The organism is Mesorhizobium sp. M1D.F.Ca.ET.043.01.1.1, from assembly GCF_003952385.1.
Lineage (GTDB): Bacteria > Pseudomonadota > Alphaproteobacteria > Rhizobiales > Rhizobiaceae > Mesorhizobium.
The window spans coordinates 6425445-6452375 of record NZ_CP034444.1; the positions used below are offsets into that span (position 1 = coordinate 6425445).

Annotated in this window: 23 protein-coding genes; 11 read left to right on the top strand and 12 right to left on the bottom strand. The window is 64.1% G+C overall.

Going from position 1 to position 26931, the window contains the following annotated elements:
* Window positions 1–46 precede the first annotated feature (46 nt).
* The 6 genes from dnaE (at window position 47) to EJ067_RS30865 (ending at window position 9171) form a co-directional block, all read left to right on the top strand.
* Window positions 47–3574 carry a DNA polymerase III subunit alpha gene (gene dnaE, locus EJ067_RS30840; protein WP_126088883.1) on the top strand — a complete coding sequence of 1176 codons (3528 nt, stop codon included), beginning with the start codon at window positions 47–49 and terminating at the stop codon, window positions 3572–3574.
* Window positions 3575–3961: 387 nt separating this feature from the next.
* Entirely contained in the window at window positions 3962–5182 is a 1221-nt protein-coding gene (locus EJ067_RS30845) for a glycosyltransferase family 2 protein (RefSeq protein WP_126088884.1), read from the top strand.
* Between the two features lie 36 nt (window positions 5183–5218).
* Window positions 5219–6169 carry a glycosyltransferase gene (locus EJ067_RS30850; RefSeq protein WP_245468089.1) on the top strand — a complete coding sequence of 317 codons (951 nt, stop codon included), beginning with the start codon at window positions 5219–5221 and terminating at the stop codon, window positions 6167–6169.
* Between the two features lie 20 nt (window positions 6170–6189).
* Window positions 6190–6687 (top strand): GtrA family protein, encoded by a 498-nt coding sequence (locus EJ067_RS30855; RefSeq protein ID WP_189510200.1) that lies wholly within the window; start codon window positions 6190–6192, stop codon window positions 6685–6687.
* Between the two features lie 2 nt (window positions 6688–6689).
* Window positions 6690–7313: a class I SAM-dependent methyltransferase gene (locus tag EJ067_RS30860; RefSeq protein ID WP_126088887.1), complete on the top strand. Its 624-nt coding sequence runs from the start codon at window positions 6690–6692 to the stop codon at window positions 7311–7313.
* A 295-nt stretch (window positions 7314–7608) separates the two neighbouring features.
* Window positions 7609–9171: a hypothetical protein gene (locus tag EJ067_RS30865; protein ID WP_126088888.1), complete on the top strand. Its 1563-nt coding sequence runs from the start codon at window positions 7609–7611 to the stop codon at window positions 9169–9171.
* 177 nt (window positions 9172–9348) lie between these two features.
* On the opposite strand, the gene EJ067_RS30870 is transcribed toward EJ067_RS30865, so the two are convergent.
* On the bottom strand, window positions 9349–10230 hold the full coding sequence (locus EJ067_RS30870; protein WP_126088889.1) for a DMT family transporter: 882 nt from the start codon (window positions 10228–10230) through the stop codon (window positions 9349–9351).
* Between the two features lie 181 nt (window positions 10231–10411).
* On the opposite strand from EJ067_RS30870, the gene EJ067_RS30875 reads away from it, so the two are divergent.
* Entirely contained in the window at window positions 10412–10909 is a 498-nt protein-coding gene (locus tag EJ067_RS30875; protein ID WP_126088890.1) for a hypothetical protein, read from the top strand.
* A 28-nt stretch (window positions 10910–10937) separates the two neighbouring features.
* On the opposite strand, the gene EJ067_RS30880 is transcribed toward EJ067_RS30875, so the two are convergent.
* Entirely contained in the window at window positions 10938–12266 is a 1329-nt protein-coding gene (locus tag EJ067_RS30880) for a DNA polymerase IV (RefSeq protein WP_126088891.1), read from the bottom strand.
* Between the two features lie 65 nt (window positions 12267–12331).
* On the opposite strand from EJ067_RS30880, the gene EJ067_RS30885 reads away from it, so the two are divergent.
* Window positions 12332–12907 carry a GNAT family N-acetyltransferase gene (locus EJ067_RS30885; RefSeq protein WP_126088892.1) on the top strand — a complete coding sequence of 192 codons (576 nt, stop codon included), beginning with the start codon at window positions 12332–12334 and terminating at the stop codon, window positions 12905–12907.
* Window positions 12908–13111: 204 nt separating this feature from the next.
* Window positions 13112–14662 (top strand): hypothetical protein, encoded by a 1551-nt coding sequence (locus EJ067_RS30890; protein ID WP_126088893.1) that lies wholly within the window; start codon window positions 13112–13114, stop codon window positions 14660–14662.
* Between the two features lie 10 nt (window positions 14663–14672).
* On the opposite strand, the gene EJ067_RS30895 is transcribed toward EJ067_RS30890, so the two are convergent.
* Entirely contained in the window at window positions 14673–15326 is a 654-nt protein-coding gene (locus EJ067_RS30895) for a hypothetical protein (protein WP_126088894.1), read from the bottom strand.
* Window positions 15323–15622, bottom strand: a complete 300-nt coding sequence (locus EJ067_RS30900; protein WP_126089810.1) for a DUF3572 domain-containing protein — start codon at window positions 15620–15622, stop codon at window positions 15323–15325. Before EJ067_RS30900 ends, EJ067_RS30895 begins: the two co-directional genes overlap by 4 nt.
* Before the next feature lie 236 nt (window positions 15623–15858).
* On the opposite strand from EJ067_RS30900, the gene EJ067_RS30905 reads away from it, so the two are divergent.
* On the top strand, window positions 15859–16230 hold the full coding sequence (locus EJ067_RS30905) for a response regulator (protein WP_027166515.1): 372 nt from the start codon (window positions 15859–15861) through the stop codon (window positions 16228–16230).
* Between the two features lie 21 nt (window positions 16231–16251).
* Complete coding sequence (locus EJ067_RS30910; protein ID WP_126088895.1) at window positions 16252–17625, top strand: PleD family two-component system response regulator; 1374 nt, start codon at window positions 16252–16254, stop codon at window positions 17623–17625.
* 542 nt (window positions 17626–18167) lie between these two features.
* Here the strand turns inward: EJ067_RS30910 and rpmG are convergent.
* The 8 genes from rpmG to topA form a co-directional block, all read right to left on the bottom strand.
* Window positions 18168–18335, bottom strand: coding sequence for a 50S ribosomal protein L33 (gene rpmG, locus EJ067_RS30920; RefSeq protein ID WP_006201775.1), 168 nt, complete (start codon window positions 18333–18335; stop codon window positions 18168–18170).
* 156 nt (window positions 18336–18491) lie between these two features.
* On the bottom strand, window positions 18492–18710 hold the full coding sequence (locus EJ067_RS35860; protein ID WP_348639502.1) for a hypothetical protein: 219 nt from the start codon (window positions 18708–18710) through the stop codon (window positions 18492–18494).
* A 177-nt stretch (window positions 18711–18887) separates the two neighbouring features.
* The gene (locus EJ067_RS30930) at window positions 18888–19370 is read right to left on the bottom strand and encodes a hypothetical protein (RefSeq protein ID WP_126088896.1); all 483 of its coding nucleotides are present in this window, start codon (window positions 19368–19370) and stop codon (window positions 18888–18890) included.
* Window positions 19371–19467: 97 nt separating this feature from the next.
* Window positions 19468–20643, bottom strand: coding sequence for an MFS transporter (locus EJ067_RS30935; RefSeq protein WP_126088897.1), 1176 nt, complete (start codon window positions 20641–20643; stop codon window positions 19468–19470).
* Between the two features lie 20 nt (window positions 20644–20663).
* Entirely contained in the window at window positions 20664–21404 is a 741-nt protein-coding gene (locus tag EJ067_RS30940) for an NUDIX domain-containing protein (protein WP_126088898.1), read from the bottom strand.
* 191 nt (window positions 21405–21595) lie between these two features.
* Window positions 21596–22024: a DUF983 domain-containing protein gene (locus tag EJ067_RS30945; protein ID WP_126088899.1), complete on the bottom strand. Its 429-nt coding sequence runs from the start codon at window positions 22022–22024 to the stop codon at window positions 21596–21598.
* Window positions 22024–24330 (bottom strand): ribonuclease R, encoded by a 2307-nt coding sequence (gene rnr / locus EJ067_RS30950; protein WP_126088900.1) that lies wholly within the window; start codon window positions 24328–24330, stop codon window positions 22024–22026. The genes EJ067_RS30945 and rnr overlap by 1 nt, the downstream gene beginning before the upstream one ends.
* 6 nt (window positions 24331–24336) lie before the next feature.
* Entirely contained in the window at window positions 24337–26904 is a 2568-nt protein-coding gene (gene topA / locus EJ067_RS30955) for a type I DNA topoisomerase (protein ID WP_126088901.1), read from the bottom strand.
* Between the last annotated feature and the right edge of the window lie 27 nt (window positions 26905–26931).

Below are 26931 nucleotides of genomic sequence, written 5' to 3' on the forward strand. Positions count from 1 at the left end.
GACAATACATCAGCACAGATGAGTCCTTGGGGTAGCGCGAAAAAACATGGCGGATGAACGACTTCCACGCGACCCGTTGCAGCGCGAAGCAGCCGTGAAGGCCGCGCGGCCGGAAGCGTCGGCGCGGACCTTCATCCATCTGCGCGTGCATTCGGCCTATTCGCTGCTCGAGGGCGCCCTGCAGCTCGGCGCCATCGTCGGGCACGCGGCCAAGGACGAGGCGCCGGCGATCGCGGTGACCGACACCAACAATCTGTTCGGCGCGCTCGAGTTCGCCCAGAAGGCGGTCAAGGACGGTATCCAGCCGATCATCGGCTGCCAGATCGATCTCGCCTTTTCCGGCGAAGCGAGCGACGCGCAGCGCGACCGCCGCCGGCACGGTCCCGAGATGTCGCCGATCGTGCTGATCGCCGCCAGCGAGGCAGGTTATGCCAACCTGGTCCGGCTGATCAGCAAGGTCTATCTGGAGACGCCGCCCGGTGAGCCGGTGCATCTTACCAGCGCGATGCTTGAAGGTCGTTGCGATGGGCTGATCTGCCTGACCGGCGGCCCGCGCGGCCCGATCGGCAGCGCCCTGAAGGCCGACCGCCGCGATCTCGCCGAGCAGCGGCTGCTCTTCCTCAAAGGCCTGTTCGGAGATCGCCTCTATGTCGAGCTGGAACGGGTCGCCGGCTATGACCGCATGGTCGAGAAGTCGACGGTCGATCTTGCCTACAGCCACGAACTGCCACTTGTCGCCACCAACGAGGCCTTCTTCTCCAAGCGCGAAGACTATGAAGCGCATGACGCGTTGATTGCGATTGCCGAAGGCTCGGTGGTGGCCGCCGACAACCGCCGGCGGCTTTCGCCGGACAATTTCCTGCGTGGCCAGGCGGAGATGGCGCGGCTGTTCTCGGACCTGCCGGAAGCGATCGACAACACGGTCGAGATCGCGATGCGCTGCTCCTACTATCCGAAGAACCGCAGCCCGATCCTGCCGCGCTTCACCGGAGCCGATGCCGCAGACAAGGACGCGGCCGAGAAGGCGGAAGCCGCCGAGCTCGCGCGCCAGGCGCGAGAAGGCCTGGAGGCGCGGCTCGCAAAGCATGGGCCAACCCCCGGCTATACGGTCGAGCAGTATCGCGAGCGGCTCGAATTCGAGCTCGGCATCATCGAGAAGATGAAGTTCCCCGGTTACTTCCTGATCGTCGCCGACTTCATCAAATGGGCAAAGGCGCAAGGCATCCCGGTCGGGCCGGGGCGCGGTTCCGGCGCCGGCTCGCTGGTCGCCTATTCCACCACCATCACCGACATCGACCCGCTGCGCTTCTCGCTGCTGTTCGAGCGCTTCCTCAACCCGGACCGCGTCTCGATGCCGGATTTCGACATCGACTTCTGCCAGGACCGGCGCGAGGAGGTCATCCGCTACGTCCAGCAGAAGTATGGCCGCGACCAGGTCGGCCAGATCATCACCTTCGGTACGCTGCAGGCGCGTGCCGTGCTGCGCGACGTCGGCCGCGTGCTGCAGATGCCTTACGGCCAGGTCGACAAGCTGTCCAAGATGGTGCCGCAGAACCCGGCCAATCCGGTCAAGCTGGCGGATGCGATCGCCAACGAGCCACGCTTCGCCGAGGAGGCGGAGAAGGAGCCGATCGTCCAGACGCTGCTCGACACGGCGCAAAAGCTCGAAGGCCTCTATCGCCACGCCTCGACGCATGCCGCCGGCATCGTCATCGGCGACAGACCTTTGTCGGAACTGGTGCCGATGTACCGCGATCCGCGCTCGGACATGCCGGTCACCCAGTTCAACATGAAATATGTCGAGCAGGCGGGGCTCGTAAAATTCGACTTCCTCGGCCTGAAGACACTGACGGTGCTGGAAACGGCGGTGAAGCTGATCCGGCGGCGCGGCGTCGACATCGATCTTGCCCGTATCCCGCTCGACGATCCCGATACCTACGCCATGCTGTCGCGCGGCGAGGTGGTCGGCGTGTTCCAGGTTGAAAGTGCCGGCATGCGCAAAGCGCTGATCGGCATGCGGCCGGACTGCATCGAGGACATCATCGCGCTGGTCGCTCTCTACCGCCCCGGCCCGATGGAGAACATCCCGACCTACAACGCCAGAAAGCATGGCGAGGAGGAGATGGCCTCGATCCATCCCAAGATCGACCATCTGGTGAAGGAGACGCAGGGCGTCATCGTCTACCAGGAACAGGTTATGCAGATCGCGCAGGAGCTTTCCGGCTATTCGCTCGGCGAAGCCGACCTCCTGCGCCGCGCCATGGGCAAGAAGATCCGCGCCGAGATGGACAAGCAGCGCGAGCGCTTCGTGACGGGCGCGGTCGAGCGCGGCGTCGGCAAGCCGCAGGCCGATTTCATCTTCGACCTCTTGGCCAAATTCGCCGACTACGGCTTCAACAAGTCGCATGCCGCCGCCTATGCCGTCGTGTCCTACCAGACGGCCTATCTCAAGGCGCATTACCCCGTCGAGTTCCTGGCGGCGTCGATGACGCTCGATATGAGCAATACCGACAAGCTTGCCGATTTCCGCCAGGACGCGCTGCGCCTCGGCATCGAGGTGGCGGCGCCCTCGGTGATGACCAGCTTCCGTCCCTTCGAGGTCGGCGAGAACAAGATTTTTTACTCCCTGGCGGCGCTCAAGGGAGTCGGCGACGCAGCGGTCGAGCACATCGTCGAGATGCGTGGCGAGAAACCCTTCAGCAGCCTTGCCGATTTCTGCGAGCGGGTGGATCCGAAAATCGTCGGCAAGCGCGTCTTCGAGAGCCTGATCATGGCCGGCGCCCTGGACTGCTTCGGGCATGACCGCGCCGTGATGATGGCCGGCGTCGAGCGAATGATGGGGCTGGCCTCGCTCGCCCAGCAGAACGCCATCTCCGGGCAGGCCGACATCTTTGGCGCCTCGCTTGGGAGCCAATCGCAGGCGCTCAACCTGCCGGCGACCGATCCGTGGCTTGCCGCCGACCGGCTGCACCGCGAATTCCAGGTGGTCGGCTTCTATCTCTCGGCGCATCCGCTCGACGAATACAAGGCCGCGCTCCAGAAGATGCGGGTGCAGAACTGGGCGGAGTTCTCGGCCGCGGTGAAGCGCGGCGCCGCCGCCGGCCGGCTCGCCGGCACCGTAACCACCAAGCAGGAACGCAAGACCCGTACCGGCAACAAGATGGGCGTCGTGCAGTTTTCCGACACGACGGGCCAGTACGAGGCGGTGCTGTTCTCCGAAGGACTGGCGCAGTATCGCGACATGCTGGAGCCCGGCCGCTCCGTGGTGATCACCGTTTCGGCGGAAGACCGGCCGGAGGGCATCAATCTGCGCATCCAGACGGTGCAGTCGCTGGAGGACGAGGCGAGCCGCATCCAGAAGGCGCTACGCATCTTCGTGCGCGACGCCCAGCCGATCAATATCCTGGCCAACCAGCTTGCCGTGAAGGGCGAAGGGCAGGTGAGCTTCGTGCTCATCAAGGACGCCGGCCAGGGCGAGGTCGAGATCGAGCTCCCCAATCGCTACCGCATCTCGCCGCAAGTCGCCTCGGCCATGCGCGCGGTGCCGGGCGTTGTCGAAGTGGAACTGGTGTAGGGCCCTAACTATTTGGTTTTTTGAGCAATTCCGAAGGGAAATCGTCGCACCCTTTTCCTGGATTTAGATCAGGATGGCGTTTCGTTGAATCGCCATCCTGATCCGGCTCTTTGTACGAGCATGATCTTCAGCGAAACCCCCCTCACTTTTTGCTTCGCTGACCTTCGGTTCCGGATCATGCTTGAGCGCGAGGCGTCGCTGCTACTTCAAGCCTCGTCACCCTCTGCCACCCAATACTCGCCAAACCCCGTCATTCGCTCTACAGCGTATGGCTCTGTATATCTTTGACTAACTTGTTCTTGCTAATGTTGCCGCTAGGCTGCGGAATGTTGGGGGCGTGTGCCTTAGTCGTCAGCGGGCTGACGATCGGGCAGGAGCGCGGGCACGATGGTCGACAAGTCGAATTTCGCGATAGTCCGGACTGAACTCGATGGGCAGCGCGCCGATGATGCCGGGGCGCCTCTGGTGTCGGCCATCATCCCTTGCCTGAACGAAGAGCGCACGCTCGGCATCTGCATCCGCAAGGCACTCGACGTCTTTGCAAAGCGGGGCATCGAGGGTGAGGTTGTCGTCGGCGACAATGGCTCAAGCGATCGGTCGGTCGAGATTGCCGAGTCCCTCGGCGCGCGTGTCGTGCACCAACGGGTCAAGGGATATGGCGCGGCGATCAGCGCGGCGGCTGAAGCTGCGCGAGGCAAGTACCTCGTCATGGCGGATGCGGACGATTCCTATGACTGGAGCAGCCTCGGCGACTTCATCGACGCGCTGGAGGACGGTGCCGAACTGGTGATGGGTGATCGCTTCGCGGGCGGTATCGAGCCCGGCGCCATGCCCGCGCTGCATCGCTATCTTGGCAATCCGGTGCTTTCAACGATCGCCCGCTGGCTTCACCATTCCCCGGTGCACGATTTTCACTGCGGCATGCGGGGGTTCACACGCGATGCGTTCCGCAGGATGGGGGCGCGCTCGCCGGGCATGGAATTCGCTTCGGAGATGGTCATCAACGCCCACCGCGCCGGGCTCGTGATCCGCGAGGTGCCGATCAAGCTCTATCCCGACAAGCGCGGCCGGCCGCCTCATCTGCGCTCGTTCCGCGATGGCTGGCGACACCTGCGGCTGATCGTGGCCCATGCGCCCAACACCATGTATCTCATACCGGGGGCGACCTTGCTGGTGGCCGGCATCGTCGGCCTTGCGACCCTCGCCGCGGGACCGGTCCGGATAGGCGGGTGGTATTTCGGAATCCACTTCGTCGCGCTCTCGGCGATGGCGACGCTGATCGGCCTTTCGGCGATCCTTTTCGGCATGCTGGCCAAGGTGGCGATCGCCATCTATCACCCGGTCCACGGAGGCCACATCGTGCCCTGGCTGATGCGCGGCCGCCCGTTGGAATGGCTGGTCTTTTCCGGAGGCGCGCTCGCGCTGGCCGGCTTTGTCGCGGACGTGCTATTGGCGCTGCATTGGATTTTCGTCGGCGGCCCGATGGAGCAGTCGGTGCACCTGACCTTTGTGACCACCACAGCCTGCGTGGCCGGCATGTCCATGGTGCTGGCCGGCTTTGTGCTCAAGTTGCTGCTTGATAATCTGGACGGCAGGCGTGCGTTCTGACTGTTCGACCGGCCTGGCAGCGGAAGAGGTAGCTGCGTGATCGAAAAGCCATTCCTGTCCGTCGTCATGCCGGTGCACGAAGGCGCGGCATGGATTGGCGCGACACTTGACTCGCTGGCCGCCGAGCCGACCGGCGGTCTGGAGATAATCATCATCGACAGCAGTCCGACGAGCGCCACCGCGGCCGTCGTCGAGCGATTTGTCCAACGATTGCCCCTTCGGCTGCTTCAGCGAAGGGACCTCGGACAGTGGCAGACGAAGACCAACTTCGGCGTCGAACTGGCGGCCGCCGATCATGTCTGCATACTCCCGTCAGACGACCTGTGGCTGCCCGGGCGCGTCGAGGCTGTTCGCCGCTGGATCGCGGATGCGCCCGAAGCTGTGCTGCATCTGGCCCCGACCGCTATCGTCGACCGCCACGGCCGGCGAATGGGGCGGTGGAACTGTCCCTTGCCGGCTGACGAGGTGCTCGAAGCCGAATTCCTGCTGGAACGGCTGCTCGTGCAGAATTTCGTCTCTGTGCCCGCTCCGGTGTTCCGCCGAAGCACATGGCTGGCGTGCGGGGGCGTGGATGAGAAACTCTGGTACACGGCGGATTGGGATGTATGGGCGAAGCTTGCCGGTACTGGACCGGTAACCTATCACGACGAGATCACGACGGCCTTTCGGGTTCACGGCAGTTCGCTGACTGTGACCGGATCCCGTGATGCGAGCGAGTTCCGATCGCAAATGCAAATTGTTCTGGAGCGCCATCTGCCCCGGCTTCCGGCGAGCAGCCGTGAAAGGATAGGGCCTGCCGCACGGGCGTCCATCAGCGTCAACGTGTCGCTCGCCGCTGCGTCGGCCGGCAACTTGAAAGCCTTGGTTCGTGCGGCTGGTGTCGTGCTGTCGCTCGGTCCGATCGGAATGAGGCGGTATTTGCGCGACTCGCGGCTGCGTGAGCGTGCCGTTTGCCGGCTTCGCGCGAAACTGACAGGAGCTTTCTGACGCCAATGCCAAGCCCTGCCATGAACTCCGGCGAGCAGGTGGAGCAGGAGCGCCATACGGTTGCCCCCGAACGGCCGCTTTTGGAACGAGGATGGCGGTACATGCTGGTGGGGCTGGTGTGCGCCATTACACACAACGCCGTCATGATTGGGGTCGATCGAGCGGGAGGGCACTACCTGCTGGGCACCGTGGTTTCATTCATGGTCGTGTCGCCCCTCGGATACACGTTGCACAGCCGGTTCACCTTTGCCGAGCCTTTTCGTTTGAAGGCATTCGCGCGTTTCGCAGGAAGCATGGCCGCGGCCTATCCGATCTCGACAGCCATGATGGTCGTTCTGTGTTCCGGCCTCGGTCTTGATGTTGCAGTCGCGACTCCGATTGCCACCGTCGCTCTGTTCGTGTGGAATTTTGTCGCAGCGCACTGGGCCATCCTGCCGCAGTTCTATCTGCGGCGCGCGCCCGTGGCGACGGCACCCTCCCGCCCGGCGAAACAGCATTCAATAGGAAACGGGGAATAGGAATGTCAGCACCAGGTCAGGTCGCGCGCAGGGTTCTCGGCCGCCATTTCAAGCCGGTCGGCAATGTCTATCGCCGTGTGTTCGTCAACCTCGACAGAATTGCGGATTTTCTCGACGGCGAATTGGCGAACGGCTCGAGGATCCTGGACATCGGCGGCGGCGACGGCGCCCTTGTCGAGCGGCTCTTGAATCGACGCCCTGACCTCGCTGTTACGATGTGCGATCCAGCACCCTCGGTCGGCACATTCCTAGGCGATGTAAATCGAGCAAAGGTCGACCTTCTGCCCGCAACTTACCTCACCGAAGTCATCGGGCTCTATGATGCCGTCACGATTTGCGACGTCATCCATCATGTGCCGGTCGATCAGCGCGATGCTTTCTTCAAATCGCTGGCCGAAAGCTGCGAGCGCTGGGGGTGCCGGAAGATCATCCTGAAGGATGTTGAGCCGGGAGGAGTGCGCGCCATGCTGTCGCTCCTTTCGGACTGGCACATTACCGGAGACAAGCATGTCGTGCTGTTTTCACGCTCGGACTTTGCGGCCATGGCGCGACGGTATTTCCCAAAGGCGCAGAGGGGATCGGCCGTACCGGACTGGCCGAACTATTGCGAAGTGTTGAGCTGGTAGGCTCTGAACCGGAATGCCGGCCTGGACCTCTTCCTGGAAGCCGGCGTCTTCAAATTCGCTGTTTGCGGGTGGAGCGGCGGCCCCGAATAGCGAGAGCGGCGCGCAGTCGCTGCGCGAGGAGTGCGGGCGGCTCTGCCTGAGCCGGTTTGGGGGAACCTTGGACAAGCAAGAACTTGCACGCGGATCAAGCCGGCTATTCGGTCTCGGGCAGCGCTCCGCAACGATTCTTCTGAGCGTCCTGATCGCGCTCAAGATCGTTTTGCTCTTCACCTTGGCTTGGAACGCTCGCTTCGTCATGGACGAATTCGTCCAACTCGGATGGGCCAAATATTTCGCCAACGGCATGTTCGGCACGGTCTGGCACGCCAAGGCGGTCGGCTATGCGATCTTCTACGAGATCGCGCACCTGATCGGTTGGGACGCCACGTCCATCCTGCTTGCCGGCCGTATGCAGACCGCGCTGCTGGCATGCGCGACCATTGCTTTCGTCTACGCTTGCGCTCGCGCGCTGGGCGAGGATCGGATCCGCGCGTTGGTCATCGTCCTCCTGCTCCTCTGCTTCTCGAATTTCATGGAGCGCATCTTTCGCACCATCGCCGAACCGCTGGCTGTGTTCTTCGCCGTGGCGGCGCTGCTGGTCGTCCTGCGGGCGCGTGAATTGAGGGGATGGCAGCTTGTCGCTGCCGGCGCATTGAGCGGCCTGTCGTTCCTCGCGACGCAGAAATCAGTCTACTTCAATGTTGCGCTTGGCCTTGGTCTGGTCGCCGACGCGGCTTTGATGAGACGCTACGCGGCAGGCATCGCCCGCGGCGCATGGCTCGTGCTGGGATGGAGTGTTCCCATAATCGCCTATTGCTTCATCTTCGGCGGCACGGACCCTGTTCCCATCGCCAGGAGCCTCATATTCGGTCCGCTTGAGATCGCGATGCGCGGCGGCGCCGACTACGGGGGGCTGAGGCGCTTCGTGCTGCAGACGCTCGCGCGCAACTATGTCCTCTATGTCTTCTGCTTCTCCGGCATGGCTCTGTCTCTGATGCAGATCATGAAGCTCGACGAACGGCGGCGAATTGCGCTGATCTTCTCAGTTGTCGTCACGGCGCTGGTGTTCGCGCACGACCAGCCATGGCCCTACGTGTTCATCATGGCGTTGCCGTTCATGTCGCTATGGTCATTGACAATGCTCGACGGCCTCGCAACCCGCGTGCGTTACCTGCGCTTTGCATGGATAGCGCTCGCCACGGCGATGGCCATAAGCTTCGTCGTCAATCTACTTTACCTGCGCTTCGACAATGCGGCCCAACGTGAACTGGTGGCGCGCGCAGAATCGCTGCTCGCACCGGACGAGCGGTATTTCGACGGCGTCGGAATGCTGCCCAATCGGATGGAGCCGACAACCTTGTGGCTCGACAAACACTACGTGCTCGCGACGTTGCGGGAAGGAAGGAACTCCGCGGCCTACAACGTCCTTGGCAAGTCTCCGCCGAAGCTGATCCTGTGGTCCTATCGGATGGACTATATCTATCCGGTGGTCGCGCCCCTGATAGTGAACAGCTACGTCCGTATCGCGCCGAACCTCAGGATCGCCGGCAGCAGGCTTTATCCCGGCGAGCGGAAGATCTTCGAGGTTCCGATAGCCGGAAGCTATGCGCTCTACAGCGCCGATGGAACGCCCTTGCGCGGCGGGGTCGAAATCGACGGCGCCGTTCTTAATCCGCCATTCAACCTTACGACCGGGCCAAAGACCGTAACATTGCGAAACGGTGCAGGCGAAGCATTGCTGCTGCCGGCGGGTTCGTACGCCGGACATTTCAAGGCCGGCGGCGACAACGACCTTCTATTTGACGGCGTCTATGACTGAGTGCCGCTTGATCGACGAGGTCGACGTCAGCCGCCGGGCGGATCGCAGGCGACCGGACCAGGCAACTGACCTGTAGCTAGAGCAATTTCAGGAAAAGTGTGAGCGGTTTTCCGTCCGGAATCGCGTGAAAACAAGGAGATAGGGCGTATCACCGGTTCCGTGAAACGGTGAAACGCACTAGGAGGTGGCGACTTCGGCAGGCTGCGGAGCCTTCCGCTGCAGGTTGAGCAGATTGCCGGCCAGGATCAACGCCGCGCCGCCGGCGGTGAAGACGTCGATCTGCTCGTTGTAAAGCAGCCAGCCGATCAGCGCCGATAGCGGCACGCGCAGGAAGTCCATCGGCGAAATGACGGTCGCATCGGCGTGGCTGAGCGCGCGCGCCATGCAGTAATGCGAAGACATGCCGGTAAAGGCGACCAGGAGTATCGACGGCCAGAGTTCGAACGCCGGGTTGCGCCAGACGTAGAGCGCCGGGACGAGGCCGACCACGGACTGGATGATCAGCATCCAGAAGATGATGCGCACGACGCTGTCGGTTCGCGTCAGCGACTTGACCATGACCACCGAGACGCCGAAGCACATCGCGGCCCCCAGCACGACGAGATGGCCGGGATCGACCGAGCCGACGCCGGGACGCACGATGATCACCACCCCGATCAGCCCCAGCACGATCGCCGTCAGCCTGGGCCGCGACAGCCTTTCGCCAAGAAAGCTCACCGCCAGGATCGCGGTCCAGATCGGGGTCGTGAACTCGATCGAGATCAGCACGGCGAGCGGAATCAAGGTCAGGGCATAGAGCCAGGCGGCCTGGCCGGCATAGTGGACGACGTTGCGGGCGACGTGGGCGAGGGGGCGCTCGGTGCGCATCGCCTTGAAGCCGCCGCTCGTCATCACCAGCGGCAGCAGGATGAAGAAGCCGATCACCGAGCGCAACTCCAGCACCTGGAAGACATTGAGCGCGGCCGTCGCGGTGCGGCCGGCGACCGACATCGCCAGGAACGAGGCGATCGACAGCGCCATCCAGAGCGCGGCCTTGGTGATCGAGGGAGCGGGTGCCATCGGCGCTATTTCGCAAGCCGGACGGTCGACCGCAACCGCTAGTCGACGCATTCGACTGGGCCAGTCCCGGCGGCGTTCGGAGGCGGCGTTAAAAAACAGTCACGTTGAAGGCGGAACCTGCAGCTGTTGCAGGCGTTCGAGTCGTCATATTCGCAGCCTTTCGAGCTGGGGGAGATTTCCGATGAAATCGATGATGCTGTTTCTGCTCGCCCTGACGGCAGCGGCGGACGCCCGTGCCGACGATGCCGATTTCCTGCGCTTGTTCCAGGGCAACTTCGCCGGCAATGGCACCCTCAAGGTGAGCGCCAGCGCACCGACGATGAATATCTCCTGCACCTTCAAATCCGGCGCCACCTCGACCTCGCTGTCGCTCGACGGCAAATGCCGCGGCCTCATCCTGATGACGCGGGAGATCAGCGCCGATCTCAAGGCCAGCGGCGCCGGCTATACCGGTGTCTATATCGGCTCGCGCACGGGACCGGCGCAGTTGAACGGAAGCCGCGCTGGCAATGCGCTCAGTCTCGGCATCCGCTGGGCAAAGGAGGTCAACGGTGACCGCAAGGCACAGTTGACCGTCGAGAAGACCAGCGGCGACGGCATGCGGCTGACGGTGACCGATACCGATCCGAAAACCGGCAAGACCATGGTGACGAGCCGGATCGATCTCAAGCGTACCTAGCTGAGCCCGCAACCAATGCCTGCCGGTCTCAGTCCTCGAGCGGCTCGGGCGGATTGGCGCTGCGGCCCTTGCCAAAAGTGTAGCCGGTCTCGACGGCCTTCCTGCCGAACTTGTCGCGCAGCTCATCGATCGCGGTTTCGGCGAGCGCGCGCTTGCGCGACTGGACGTCGACCAGGTCGGGCGGATCGGCCTTACCGTCGTCGGAGAGGTCGCTGACGCCGATGCCGAGCAAACGGAACTTCGTCCCGTCGACCTCGCGACGCAGAAGGTCGAGCCCGGTCTGGAAGATGCGGTCGGCCAGCCGTGTCGGATCGCCAAGCTGGCGGTTGCGGGTGCGGAGCTTGAAATCCTGCGTCTTGAGCTTCAGCACCACGGTGCGCCCGGCAATGCCGGATTTCTTCAGCCGCACCGAGACTTTTTCCGACAGGCCGCGCAGCACCGGCACCAGTTCCGCCAGCGAGGCGATATCGGTGTCGAAAGTGGTTTCGGCCGACACGCTCTTGGCATCGCCGTCGGGGTCGACGCGGCGGTCGTCCTCGCCGCGCGAAAGCCGGCAGAGCCGGTCGCCCATGACGCCGTATCGGCGCATCAGCTCGCCGCGCTCCATGCGCTGCAGCTGGGCGATGGTGCGGATGCCGTCGCGCTCCAGCGTCGCGGCCAGCGCCTTGCCGACGCCCCAGATCAGTGTCACCGGCTGTGCGGCGAGGAATGTCGGCGCCTCCGCTTCGCCGATGACGGAGAAGCCGCGCGGCTTGCGGAAGTCCGACGCGATCTTGGCCAGGAACTTGCAGTAGGAAAGGCCGGCCGAAACGGTGATGCCGAGTTCCTTCTCTACCGTCAGGGCGAAGCGGGCCAGCACCATCGCCGGCGGCATGCCGTGCAGCCGCTCGGTGCCGGCAAGGTCGAGAAACGCCTCGTCGATCGACAACGGCTCGACCAGCGGCGTCAGCGCCTGCATCAGCGCGCGCACCTCGCGGCCGACGCGGACATATTTTTCCATGTCGGGCGGGATCACCACGGCTTCGGGACAGGCCTCGAGCGCCTTGAACATCGGCATCGCCGAGCGCACGCCCTGGATGCGGGCGATGTAGCAGGCGGTGGAGACGACGCCGCGCCGGCCGCCGCCGACGATCACCGGCTTGTCCTTCAGCGCCGGATTGTCGCGCTTTTCGATCGCAGCGTAGAAGGCGTCGCAGTCGATATGGGCGATGTTGAGCCGGTAAAGTTCAGGATGGCGGGCAAGCCTCGGGCTGCCGCAGCGCTCGCAGCGGCGCGTCTCGCCGCGCTGAAAAGCCAGGCAGTCGCGACAGAAACCGTGTTCGGGATTGTTGACAGGAGCCGCCATCGCTGCGAACATAAAGAGAACAAACGCAATGGTACGACAGTGCAGGGCCGGCAACAAGCTTGGCCTGGGGAGAACGCATGAGCACGACCATAGTACCGCTGACCCCTGGACGCTGGACCGACTTCGAGGACCTCTTCGGCAAGCAAGGCGCCTGTTACGGCTGCTGGTGCACGCATTTCCGGCTGACACCGGCGGAGCGCAGGGCCGGCGACCGCGAGCGCAACAAGGATCACATCAGGGCGCGCATCGAAGCCGGACCGCCGCCGGGGCTTCTGGCTTTCGAGCAGGACAGGGCCGTCGGCTGGATGCAGATCGGCCCGCGCGCCGACGTGCCCGAATGGAACAATCAGGGCAGAGGCTCAGCGCCGGTCGATCCGGCGGACGCCGACGATCCGAACGTCTGGGCGATCTCCTGCTTCTTCATCCGCGTCAAGGCGCGGGGCAGGGGCATCACCCATCGCCTCGTCGACGGGGGCGTCGCGTTCGCCCGCGAAAACGGTGCCAGGCTGCTGGAAGCCTGCCCGATCGACCTGTCGCGCGACTCGCGCTCGATCGGCCTGTTCGTCGGCTCATCGCGGGTGTTCGAGAAGGCCGGGTTCGAGAGGCTTCTGGAACGCAAGCCCGGCCGGCCGCTGATGCGGCTTGTGCTTTGAAAGCGGTACAGCTTTCACAGGATCGCCGACCGCTCCAAATGCTTGTTTTTGCGCAATTCCGGGCGGAAAACCGCGTGACACTTTTCCTGGAATTGCTTTAGCGACTTGAGGTTTTGGCTTACAGTCATCGTCTTGCGGCTGTAACGCTTCTTTCCTACCAGAAGCACGAAACCATTTGCCATGCGAGACCAACGGAGAACCGACGTGAAGCGTATTTTGCCACTTGTTGCAGCTCTTGCGTTCAGCGCGCCCGCCGTCGCCCAGACGGTCGACAGCCAGGGCGCGAAGCAGCTTTCCGACAGTCTGGCGCGCTATTTCGGCAAGCAGGCCTTCGACACGGGTGTGCTCAAGGTTTCGGTCGAAGGCGGCGCCTACAAAATCGCGGTCGACATCAAGGCGCTGGTCGATGCCCTGCCGGAACAGAAGCCGCTGAAATTCGATCTCGCGCCCTATGCCCTGATGGTGAAGCCGCGCAGCGACGGATCCTGGGATGTCGCCTCGGATTTTTCGCAAAGCATGTCGTTCGAATTCAACGGGCCGGAAGGCCCGCAAAGCATGCAGCTCACGGTCAAGGACGGCAAGGGCACCGCCGTCTACGATCCGAGCCTCGCCGCCTTCACCAGCGGCGCCAGCTCGATCGCCGGCATGACGATGACATCGCGGGAAGCCAAGCAGCAGGCGGACGTCACCGCCGGCGCCGGCACCGCGACCATTGCCGCCACCAAATCAGCCAATGGCGGCGTCGACTTCATGGCGACGCAGAAGGTCTCGAGCTTCGTCGAGACGATCAAGATCGAGGATCCCGACACCGGAATGAATTTTCCGCTGACGCTGAGAACGCCGGAATTGTCGGTGGATGCAAGCGGCAAGGGCGTGAAGACGAAGCCGCTGCTCGATCTGCTTGCCTTTGCGGTGGCCAATGAGGACGAAGCCAGGCTCAAGGCCAATCAGGCACAGCTCAAGACGCTGCTGCAGGCGGCGCTGCCCGTGTGGGAAAGGATCGACGGTATCTACGGTTTCAAGGACTTCGAGGTGGAGAGTCCCGTCGGCAAATTCGGGGCGAAGCAGTTCAGCACCGCGTTCGGCATGGACGGCATCTCGCAGAACGGCAAATTCAACTACGCCATCAAGGCCTCGGGCCTGACCATCCCGCCGCAGACGCTGCCCGGCTGGAGCGTCGCGCTGCTGCCGACGGATGTCGACCTCAACTTCGGCGGCGCCAACATCGATCTCGACACCATGGCGAAGAAGGCGATCGAAGCCTTTGATCTCAATAAGAATCCGCCGTTGTCGGATGAGTTCGGCGATGCCCTGGTCGCCGATTTCCTGGCCAAAACGCCCAAATTCGTCCTCGGACACAGCACGGTGAAGAACGGCAGCATCGAGGTGGCGATGGAAGGCGAGATGACATTTCCGGGCAAGAAGCCGGATGCGACCATGACCGTCGATGTCGCGGGTTACGACAAGATCGTCGAGGTCCTGCAGGAGGGTGCCAAGAGCGATGAGCAATTGGCGCAGGCTTTCCCCTTCGCGCTCGCCGTCAAAGGTTTCGGCAAGACGTTGCCCGACGGCCGGCTGGAATGGGTCATCAATGCCAAGGCCGACGGTTCGGTCACGGTCAATGGCGCCATGCTGAAACCGGCCGACGCCGTTCAGGACGGCGGCGCCGACGCCGACCTGAATGACGGCGCCAGCCAGGACGACGGTTCTGGCGAAAACGACAATGATGGGGCAGGCGCGAAGCTTCAGCCCTAATCGCTATAAATTAGAGCCCGAGCGCGCCGGCGATCTTCGGCGCCGCTTCGCGCCAGTTCTCGACCGAGACGATGTCGCCCGGCGTCGGCGGCAGGAAGGCGCGCAGGCTGTTGTCGGCCATCAGGTGGAAGAGATGCGCGTCGGCGACCGAGTTGCGCGCCGACATCAGATTGGTGGGCTGGTCGTCGACGAAGGCGACGGGCCTGCCCCTGGCGCCGCGCAGCTTGGCGATGGCCGGTCCTTTCGCCATTTCCGTGGTCAGCAGCGGGTAGTTCAGGCCGAGCGTGTCGAGATGCGCCCGGCGCACGCCGCGATGCTTGTGCGGCATGGCGGTCAGGAGCACGATCTCGGCGCGCTGCCCGAGCGTCGCCAGCGCTTCCGCGGCGCCGTCGGTGATGCTTTGCCAATCGGCCTGCGCGTCGAAGAAATCGCCGAGAAGGGCCGAGACTTCGGGCTGCTCGATCAGCCTGCCGGATGCCGTCTCGGCGATGTTGCCGGTGAGGCGGAAGGAGGCGAGCGTCAGCTGGAAGCCGCGCGATTTCAGGAAATGCGGGAAGGGCCGGACGAATTCGAGCACGACATCGTCGACGTCGAGCACCAGCAGCGGCCGGTCGTCGGCGGCAAGTTCCTCGATCTGACGCGCGGTCTCGGGGTCGTCGCTCATGCGGAGCGCTCGTGATCATCATTGCCGAGCGGCAGCATGCGCAAGGCCTTGCCGACGTGGGCCGGCGGCGTGCCGGTCTCCTCGGCAAAGCGCAAAAGCGTCGGCTCGTGGGCGAGAATGAACTGCAGCACGCCGGCAAGGAAGCCCGGCTCCGCGGCCGCCTTGCGGATAGAATGCACCTCGATGCCGGTAATCGCCAGGAAGCGAGGCAAGAGTTCCGGATCGCCGGCGACGAAGGCAAGCGCCCTGACGGCAAGGGTTTCCGCTTCTTCGCGCATTGACGCTGCGTTCGCCATCATTACCTTTTGCGGTGTGGATGTGAGTCTTTATTCCGCAGTAACGGCAAGCGTCGCTTGCGGCAAGTCTCAGCCGCCTAAGCCCTGCATCCGCAAGCGGAATCGGTGCGCTTTTCCGACGGCCGGTTTGCGTTTCGTCAATCATATTGACGTAGGGTACATGCGGGTTGGGTGCGATCCGGCAAGGACGCATAACGGCGGTCTTCGGTTCCGGGGACCGTCGGGACGGGAAATTGATGGCTAAGAAGGTCATGATCGTCGAGGACAATGAGCTCAACATGAAGCTCTTTCGGGACCTCATCGAAGCCAGCGGTTACGAGACGGTCCGCACGCGCAACGGCCTGGAAGCGCTGGACCTGGCGCGCCAACACCGGCCGGACCTCATCCTGATGGATATCCAACTGCCCGAGGTGTCGGGCCTGGAAGTGACCAAATGGCTGAAGGAAGACGACGAATTGCACTCGATCCCGGTCATCGCCGTCACCGCCTTCGCGATGAAGGGCGATGAGGAGCGCATCCGCCAAGGGGGGTGCGAGGCCTATATTTCCAAGCCGATTTCGGTGCCGCGCTTCATCGAGACGATCAAATCCTATCTGGGCGATGCCTGATGCCGAGCCGGAGCCTTTGAGATGACCGCGCGGATCCTCGTCGTCGATGACATCCCCGCCAATGTGCGGCTGCTGGAGGTCCGGCTGCTCGCCGAATATTTCGAGGTGCTGACGGCCGGCAACGGCCCGGATGCGATCGAAACCTGCGAAAACGGCAAGGTCGATGTCGTGCTGCTCGACGTGATGATGCCGGGCATGGACGGGTTCGAGGTCTGCATGCGGCTGAAGAGCGACCCGGCGACCTCGCACATTCCGGTGGTCATGATCACCGCGCTCGACCAGGTGTCGGACCGTGTGCGCGGCCTCGAGGCCGGCGCTGACGATTTCCTCACCAAGCCAGTCAACGATCTGCAATTGATGACGCGGGTGAAGAGCCTGGTCAGGCTGAAGTCGCTGACCGACGAGTTGGGGCTGCGCGCCTCGACCACGCGCAACATCGGCATCGAGGAGCTGCTCAGCCGCAACTTCGCGACGGAAGACACCAAGCCCAGAGTCCTCCTGATCGACGAGCGCAAGTCGTCGATGGAGCGCATCCGGAAGATGCTGCGCGGCAGCGCCGAACTCGATGTCACCACCGATCCGAACGCCGGCTTCTTCCAGGCCGCCGAAACACCCTATGAATGCGTGCTGATCTCGACGGCCTTTGCCGATTTCGATGCGCTGAGACTCTGCTCGCAACTGCGCTCGCTCGACCGCACCCGCTTCCTGCCGATCATCCTTTTGGCCGACGAAGGCGAGGAGGGGCGCATCATCCGTGGCCTCGAACTCGGCATCAACGATTACCTGACGCGGCCGATTGACCAGCACGAGCTGACGGCGCGCCTGCGCACGCAGGTGCGGCGCAAGCGCTACAACGACCAGCTGCGCGCCAGCGTCACCCAAACCATCGAGATGGCGGTGACCGACGGGCTGACCGGGCTGCACAACCGTCGCTATCTCGACAGCCACCTGCAGACGCTGTTCGATCGCGCCGTGGCGCGGCGCCGGCCGCTGTCGGTGTTGATCACCGATCTCGACCGCTTCAAATCCATCAACGACGCTCACGGCCATGACGGCGGTGACGACGTGCTGCGCGAATTCGCCAGGCGGCTGCGCAAGAACGTGCGCGGCATCGATCTCGCCTGCCGGTTCGGCGGCGAGGAGTTCGTCGTGGTCATGCCTGACACCGACGGGCCCGTCGCCGAGAAGGTGGCCGAACGCATCCGTGCCGAGATCGCGCAGGTGCCCTTTGCAATCGGGACGGACGGCAAGACGATCGAGGTGACGGTCAGCGTCGGCGTGTCGTCGGTGCTGAAGGGGGCGGACACAGTCGCTGCGCTGATGAAGCGCGCCGATCTTGCGCTCTACGAGGCCAAGAGCGGCGGCCGCAACCGGGTCGTCGCCAAGGCTGCCTAAAGCGCGTTGCGTTGAAACGGATCAGGCGACCACGCATCCGTTGCGCACTTTTGGGCGACATGCGCTAGGTCTTTTGATCTGGGCAGGCCGTTTTCTCAAAACCCGCCGCACACTTTTGAGCGACACGCATTGTAGAGGGCTAAAATCCGGTCATCCGACAGAGTTACGAATTTACCTTAACCCAAGCGATTCGGCAGCCGTGGTTAAGAAATGGTTGATTTTCATACGTTCTTGCGCAAATCTGCGTCGCATAGACCGAAAACGAAGCCGGCACGAGGGTAGACTGCCCGGCTCGATCCGAAAAAATACCCCATGATGCTCAGGTCCGCCGCATCTCCTGGGTCCGTGGGGTCGGCCGGCCGGCGCTGGCACATAGTGGCCTCCTCGTACCGCTGCCAAACGCCGACCGGCCCCCTTTCTCTCAACACATGACGTCGTGATTCAGCGCCATGCAGCCGCACGCTGGCTTTGCCTGCCGGTTCGCCCGCCAAAACAAAAACGCCGCCCGGAGGGCGGCGCTTCGACGTTTCAGGACAACCAGATTACTTGATCTTGGTTTCCTTGAACTCGACGTGCTTCTTGGCGACCGGGTCGTACTTGCGGAACGACAGCTTGTCCGTCTTGGTGCGGCTGTTCTTGCTGGTCACGTAGAAGAAACCGGTGTCGGCGGTCGACAGAAGCTTGATCTTGATGTTTGCGGCTTTGGCCATGATGTTCGTCCGTTAATGTTCGTGGAGTTTTGGCCGCTGGAGCACGGGGAAACACCCGGACGCGGGAAACTTGGCGCGACACATAAAGAACGCGCCCGGAAAGTCAAGCCCGCGAGGTTCCGAGGATCGTCCCGAGTTTCGGCGCCCAGCCATGGCTCATGTGAGGATGGACGGCTGGTCGATCGCCCAAAGCCATGTCCCGTCGCCTTGCCGGCGGGCAATTTCTACGGTCACCGTGCCATTGGCAAGGCGCGTGGAAGTGAGCGCCAAATCCCCGTTGACGATAGCCGGACGCTGATCTCCAAGCTCAAACTTTGGCCCCGCGGCCACCAGCTTGGCGTAGAAGCCGCGGATGGCGTCCCTGCCGCGCGCCAACCGTCCGCCACCGATATCGAGGATGGCATCGGGCTAGTAGAGGGCTGCCATGCCCTCCGCATCTCCCGCCTGCTGGCGGGAAACCAACAGCCTCGCCAGATCCTGGGGGTCGCTCGCCGGCTTGCGGTTTGCCTCTTCATTCATGGGCGACTTTCCAAACGCTGCCAGGCTCCGGCGTCATTCCGCCGCGACCGATTCTGGTCGCGGTGCCGCGCCGGGCCGATGCTGATCGGTCTTCCGGTCGCCGGTCGTGTTCCACCAGCGGTTCGGATTGGTCCGGTCATCGAGGCCCTTGGAACGGCTGGTCAGCAACGGCTGGATGCGGATCACCGGCTCCTCATAGGAGTGAGCCTGGAATATCGCCTCGACGACGCGCGCGGCAAGCGCCTGGTCGTCGGGCAGTTCGAACGACACCTCGACGGTGCCCGGCCGCCTGCGCAACTCGATCTCGGCGCCCGCGGCTGCCCCTTCGAGCGTCCGGTGGCGCTCGATGCCCTGCGCCGACTCGTAGGCGTTGCCGTAATACCTGCCCATGCGCAGCGGCGTGATCGCCACCACTGCCTCCATGATGCGCTCGACATCGGCCGCCGGCGCCTGGAAGCTGACAAGCAGGAGAAGCTCCATCCTGAGGGATCTGGTTTCGAAGCCGCTGTCGATCATTGGTCTTTCCTCGCTCTTCCTGCGTTTGAACGAGGGTATAGCAGGGGGCCTGCTGACACGGTGATGTCAGGATATACAGGCTTGATGACATTCCCCCTCAGAGAATCTTCCGCACCAGCCTGACGCAGACCAGGAGCATGTAAGCGGCGAAGAACAGCGCGAGCGACCAGCCGAAACCGGAGGGGCCGAAGGCGTCCATGCCGATGCCGATCGCCTGCGGGCCGATCACCATGCCCACGCCGTAGCAGAGCACGAAGGCGGCGTTGGCGGAGGCCAGCTCATGACCGGAGAGCTGGGAACCCAGATGCGCGAGGCCGATCGTATACATGGCCGCGACCACGCCGCCCCAGACGAACAGAAGGGCCGCCATGAGGTGCCAGTTCTGGGCGAAGAACGGCATGAACACGGTTCCGATGAGACCGACCGTGGCGCAGGCCAAGAGCAGGACGCGGCGGTCGGAGACGCGGTCGCTGATCATGCCGATCGGGATCTGCAACAGCACGTTGCCGAGGCCGATCATGGTCAGCAACAGCGCGGCGTCGGCTTCCGAATAGCCGATGCGGCTGCCATATACCGGGAACAGCGAAAAGCCGCCGGTCTCGACGGCACCGAACACCAGCACGGCGAAGGTCGCCGTCGGCACCATCCAGATATAGCGCAGGAAATGGCTGGTCTCGCCGTCGGCGACGATCGCCGGGCTCTCGTTGCGGGCCGCCAGCACCGGGATGGCCGCGAGCGTGACCAGCGCAATGGTGACGCCGAACGGCAGGAAGCCGCTCGAGCCGAGATGCGCGAACAGCCACGGCCCGGCGGCGAAGCCCAGGGAAAGCACCGTGGCGTAGATGCCGAGCACAAGGCCCCGGCGATGCGGCGGCGCCGAGGTGCTGATCCAGAATTCCGACAGAATGAAGAGCACCGTCAGCGAGACATGCAGGGCGACGCGGAGCGGGAACCACATCCAGAAATCCGGCGCGAAATGGAAGCCGACAAAGGCAAGCGCGCCGACGGCGATCATCAAAAGCATGGTCCAGGCGACGCCGAGCCGCATGGCAAGCGGCGTGGCGAGCGGCGCGCCGGCGATCGAGGCGAGGCCGGCGACCGCGGTGTTGAGGCCGATCATCGAGGCCGAATGGCCGCGCGTTTCGAGGATGACGCTGAGCAGCGGCATGCCGAGGCCGATGGCGATGCCGACCACGCTGATCGAGGAGATCGCCGCGATCATCGGCAACCAGTGTACGCGTTCGTCGCCCTTTTGCTGGGTATCGACCGTCATGGGATATGGATGCTCTGCTTCTAAAGGACTTCGCGGACGAAGCGGTTTCGGATCAGCCGGAAAAACGGCACGGCACCGCCCGGACGCAGCAAGGGATCGTGGGCGAGTCGCTTTTCCAGTTCTTCCAGGATCATGCGGGTAATGTCGGGAATGTCGGCCTTGCGCGCCTCGACGAGCGGCAGCCAGACGAGCTCTTCCAGCTCGTTGGTCGGGCCGCCGTCCGGCAACTCGACCGCGACATCCTCGCGCCAGGCGCTGAAGAAGCGCGTGTCGAAACGGCGCACGCGGTTGGGCGGGGTGATGGCGCGGGCGATGAAACGCAGGGCCTCCAGCGACGGCGCCACGCCGTGTTCGACAAAACCCTGCCAATCGCGCTTGGCGGTCGCGAACGGGCCCTTGCGGCCGATCAGCAGGCCGGCTTCCTCGTAGGTCTCGCGGATGGCCGACAAGGCGATGGCGCGCGCCCGGGCAGTGCTTGCGCGGCCGGGACCGCTCGCGAGCCTTGCCTCTTCCTTGGTGTGCAGCGGGGCGGCCACCGGTATGCGGCTGTCGGCGGGATCGGTACGGCCGCCGGGGAAGACGAATTTCCCGGGCATGAAGGCGTGGCCGGCATGGCGCCGGCCCATCAGCACCAGAACGTCGCTGCCGCTCCGGTCAAGCAGGATCAAGGTCGCGGCATCGCGCGGGCGAAGCGGCCGGCCGCCGTGCACGGCCAAGCCTTTATCGAGCTTGTCGGCATCCGCCTTGGTCATTCCTTCCATGCGCTCGACCTAGCGGAAACTTCTCGAATGCGAAAGTGGCTTCGGTGTTCGGGTCCTTGCACCAGCCTCGGACGAAAAGTCGCTGCCGGAGCAATTCCAGGAAAAGCGCGCAGCGGCTCGCGGTCCGCAATTGCATAAAACAAAGGCTTGGAGATGGTTGTTGTTTCTATCAAAGGCAGAACCGCCGAAACTTAGGGATGCGGTTCAAACTCGTCCTTTTCGCCGCCGAAGCCGTGCATATAGAGCGCCCATTGCAGGCCGATGACGGCGCCCTTGACCGGCTGCAGCAGCGCGATGGCCAGACCGAAGGTCAGCGGCACCCAGATCAGCGCGTGCTGCCACAGCGTGAGCGTCGAGGTCGCCTCCACGGTCATGAAGGCGCCAACCACGATGTGGCCGACGATGACGATCACCAGATAGGCAGGAAGGTCGTCCGCGCGGTGGTGATGCAGTTCCTCGCCGCAGACGCTGCATCTTTCGACGGACTTGGTGAAGGCATGGAACAGCTTGCCTTCGCCGCAATGCGGGCAGCGGCCAAGCAGGCCGCGCTTGATCGCCGTCCACACCGGACGCGCGACGCGGCCCGAATGATGCTCGCCGCCGAAAAGCTGTTGTTCCATCATCTTCTCCTGCCGCGCGGCCCGAAACGCGACTGCGATGCGCGGGCGCGGCCCTTGGCCTTGTGGAACGACCGTCGCGAGCCAGGCAGCGGCTTCGGGTCGCTCAGCATCTCGAAACGCATCGCGCCGGCCATCGGCGCGACTTCGAGCAGTCGAACCTCGACGCGGTCGGCAAGCTGATAGCCTTTGCCGGTGCGTTCTCCAAACAGCGATCGAGCGGTTTCGTCGTAGATATAGTAGTCGCCGTTCAAGCTTGACACCGGAATGAAACCATCGGCGCCGTACTGCGGCAATTGGACAAAGAGTCCCGCCTTGGTGACGCCGGAGATGCGGGCGTCGAAAGTGTCGTTGATGCGCTCCGCAAGGTAAGCGGCGATCAGCCGGTCGACGGTGTCGCGTTCGGCGGCCATGGCCCGGCGCTCGGTGGCCGAGATCAGCGCGCCGACCTCTTCCAGCCGATCCGCCTCCTGCTGCGTCAGGCCGCCGGCGCCGAGACCCAGCGCGGCAATCAGTCCGCGATGCACGATGAGATCCGCATAGCGCCGAATCGGCGAGGTGAAATGCGCATAGCGTCTCAGGTTGAGACCGAAATGGCCGATGTTCTTCGGCGAATATTCGGCCTGGCTCTGCGAGCGCAGCACCACCTCATTGACCAGCGCCTCGTTGTCGGCGCCGCGCACCCGCTCCAGAATGCCGTTGAACTGTCCGGGCCGCATCTGCGCGCCGCGCGCCAGCGACAGGCCCAGCGTGTGCAGGAATTCGCGCAGCGATTCCTGCTTGGCGAGCGAAGGCGCGTCATGGATGCGGTAGACCAGCGGCTCCTTCTTGCCTTCAAGCGTCTCCGCAGCCGCGACATTGGCCTGGATCATGAACTCCTCGATCAGCTTATGAGCGTCGAGGCGCTCCGGCACGACGACCCGGTCGACGGTGCCGTCGGGCTTGAGCAGGATCTTGCGTTCCGGCAGCTCCAGTTCGAGCGGCTGGCGGCTGTCACGGCCGCGCTTGAGCACCGCATAGGCGTCCCACAGCGGCTTGAGAACTGTATCGAGGATCGGCCCCGTCTTGTCGTCGGGCGCGCCGTCGATCGCGGCCTGCGCCTGCGGATAGGCGAGCTTGGCCGCCGACTTCATCATGACGCGGTGGAAGGAGTGCCTGAGCTTGCGGCCTTCGGCGGAAAAGGTCATGCGGACGGCGATGGCCGGACGGTCCTCGCCTTCGCGCAGCGAGCAGAGATCGTTGGAGATGCGCTCGGGCAGCATCGGCACGACGCGATCCGGGAAATAGACCGAGTTGCCGCGCTTCAGCGCCTCGCGGTCGAGCGGCGTGCCGTAGCGGATATAGGCCGCGACGTCGGCGATCGCCACCGTGGCGATGACGCCGCCGGGGTTCTTCTCGTCCGTATCCGGCGTGGCGAAAACCGCGTCGTCATGGTCCTTGGCGTCGGCCGGATCGATGGTGACCAGCGGCAGGTCGCGCCAGTCCTCGCGGCCGGCAAGAGCCGCTGGCTTCATGGCGTCGGCCTCGGCAATCACGTCGGCTGGAAAAATGTGCGGGATGTCGTGGGCGTGGATGGCGATCATCGAGACCGCCTTCTCGCTGGTCAGCGAGCCCAGCACCGCCAGCACCTTGGCGCGCGGCAGCCCGTACCGGGATGCCCGCGCGGGCTCGACCTCGACCAGGTCGCCGTTCCTGGCCCCGTTCTGGAATTCCTTGTCGACGATGAGTTCCGGCTGACGCCGCTCCACCGGCTCGATGCGGAAAGTCCCGTCCTTCAGCACGCGGAAGACGCCGAGGACAGCTTCGCTTCGCTTCTCGAAGACCTTCATCACCCGCCCGGTGTAGGCAGGACCCGATGGATCGTCGGTCGGGAAGGTCTTTGCAAGCACGCGGTCGCCGATGCCGGGAACAGGGCCGGTGGCGGCGCGCGACATGCGGATGGCGATGAGGGGCGGCGAGCCAGGGCCGGTGTATTCGCTCGGATTGGCCAGCAGCACGCCGTCGGCGTCACGGCCGACAATGTCGAGCACGGCGACGTGGGGCAGGGCGCCCGCCCGGGTGAGGCGCTTGCGCTCCCTTGTCAGCAGCCCTTCGTCCTGCAAGTCGCGCAGCAGGTCCTTCAGCCAGATGCGGTCCTCGCCGCGCAGCGCGAAGGCCTTGGCGATCTCGCGTTTTCCGGAGCGATCGGGGTTCTCGGCGATGTAGCGCAGGATTTCGTCGCGTGAGGGCCGGTAGTCGTCCTTGACCTTGGCCCGGGTGTCGGCGCTACGCGGATCGCCGTGGCTTCTTCCGGAGATCCTGCGCGCCACGTCCTGCTATCCTTTCTTAGCCGCCCGGCGGAACGGCTTCTTGCCGCCTCCGCCCTTGGCTTCCTTTTCGGCGATCAAGGCGAGCGCCTCTTCAAGCGTCACCGATTGCGGATCCTTGCCCTTCGGCAGCGTCGCATTGACCTTGCCGTAATTGACATAGGGGCCGTAGCGGCCGTCGCGCACGACGATCTTGCCGCCGCCGTCGGGGTGGTCGCCCAGTTCTTTCAGCGCCGCGGGCGTGGCGCCATTGCGGCCGCCCTTGCCCTTCTGCTGCTTCTCGGCGATCACCGAGACGGCGCGGTTGAGCCCGATCGAGAACACATCCTCGATGCTTTCCAGATTGGCGTAGGTGCCGTCGTGCAGCACGAAGGGCCCGTAGCGGCCAAGGCCGGCCGAGATCATCTTGCCGGTCTCCGGATGCTTGCCGACATCGCGCGGCAACGCCAGCAGGGCCAGCGCCTTTTCATGGTCGATGGACTCGGCTGTCCAGCCCTTGGGCAGGCTCGAGCGCTTGGCTTCCTTGCCTTCGCCGCGCTGGATATAGGGGCCGAAACGGCCGCTGCGCAGCGTGATTTCTTCCGCCGTGTACGGATCCTTGCCGAGCAGCCTGACGCCGTCCTCGCCGTTGCCGTTCTCGCCATTGGGGTTGGCGGCGTCGCCGAGCTGGCGCGTATAGGAGCATTCCGGATAGTTCGAACAGCCGACGAAGGCGCCGAACTTGCCGAGCTTCAGCGAAAGATTCCCGGTGCCGCATTTCGGGCAGATGCGCGGGTTCGAACCGTCTTCCCGCGCGGGGAACACCAGCGGTGCCAGTTCGTCGTTCAGCGCGTCGAGCACATCGGAAACGCGCAGTTCCTTGATGTCGTCGACGGCGCCGGAAAAATCCTTCCAGAAGTCGCGCAGCACGTCCTTCCACGCAAGCTTGCCGTCGGAGATCTCGTCGAGCTTTTCCTCCAGCGAAGCGGTGAAGTCATATTCGACATAGCGCTCGAAGAAGCTTTCGAGAAAAGCCGAGAGCAGCCGTCCCTTGGCCTGCGGCACCAGCTTGCGCCGGTCGATGGTAACGTAGTCGCGGTCCTCGAGCGTCTTCAGGATCGCGGTGTAGGTCGACGGCCGGCCGATGCCCAGCTCTTCCAGCTTCTTGATCAGCGACGCCTCGGAGTAGCGCGGCGGCGGCTCGGTGGTGTGCTGGGTGGCGTTGATCGCCTGGCGGGCAAGCTGCTCGCCCGAGCGGATCTCGGGCAGGCGGCGGCTTTCCTCGTCCTCCGCGTCCTCGTCCTTCTGGTCGGTATAGGCGGCGATGAAGCCGTCGAAGCGGACGACCGATCCGACAGCGCGCAGCTCGGCGTTGCGGGCGCCGTTGACCGCCTCGATCTCGACCGTGGTGCGCTCGATCTCGGCCGGCTGCATCTGGCTGGCGATGGCGCGCTTCCAGATCAGTTCGTAGAGGCGGGCCTGGTCCGCGTCGAGATATTGCCGAACGGAAGCCGGCGTGCGCCTGAAATCGGTCGGGCGGATCGCCTCATGCGCTTCCTGGGCGTTCTTGGCCTTGGTGGTGTAGAAACGCGGCTTTTCCGGCAGGTACTTCGCGCCGAACTCGCTGACGATGGCGTTGCGGGCGGCCTCGATCGCCTCAGGCGCCATCTGCACGCCGTCGGTTCGCATATAGGTGATGAGACCGGCGGTCTCGCCGCCGATATCCATGCCTTCGTAGAGTTTTTGCGCCACTTGCATGGTGCGCGTGGCCGAGAAGCCGAGCCCGGAGGAGGCGGCCTGCTGCAGGGTCGAGGTGGTGAAGGGCGGGCCGGGATTGCGCTTGGTGGGCTTGGCTTCGACCGACAAAGCCTTGAAGGTCGCCCCTTCAAGCATCGCCTTGATGTCGTCGGCCTGCGCCTGGTTGGCGATATCGAGCTTCTGCAGCTTCTTGCCGGCATAGGCGGTCAGTCGCGCCTCGAAATTGTCGTTGCGCGGCGTGTTGAGGATGGCGGCGATCTGCCAGTATTCCTCGCGGATGAAGCGCTCGATCTCGGATTCGCGGTCGCAGACGAGGCGCAGCGCCACCGACTGCACACGCCCCGCGGACCGGGCGCCCGGCAGCTTGCGCCACAGCACCGGCGAGAGCGTGAAGCCGACAAGATAATCGAGCGCGCGACGGGCGAGATAGGCATCGACCAGCGGCGCATCGATCTGGCGCGGATTGGCCATGGCCTCCAGCACGGAAGCCTTGGTGATGGCGTTGAAGACGACGCGGCTGACCGGCTTGTCCTTCAGCGCGCGCTTCTGCCTCAGCACTTCCAGCACATGCCAGGAAATCGCCTCGCCCTCGCGATCCGGGTCGGTGGCGAGGATCAGCCCGTCGGCGTCCTTGACCGCCTTGGCGATGTCGGCGAGGCGCTTGCCTGAAGCGGTGTCGACCGACCACGACATGGCAAAGTCCTCGTCGGGGCGCACCGAGCCGTCCTTGGCCGGCAGATCGCGGACATGGCCGAACGAGGCAAGGACCTTATAGTTCTTGCCCAGATATTTGTTGATTGTCTTCGCCTTGGCCGGCGATTCGACGACGACGACGTCCATGAGGTCTCTTATCAGCTGTGAGGCGGC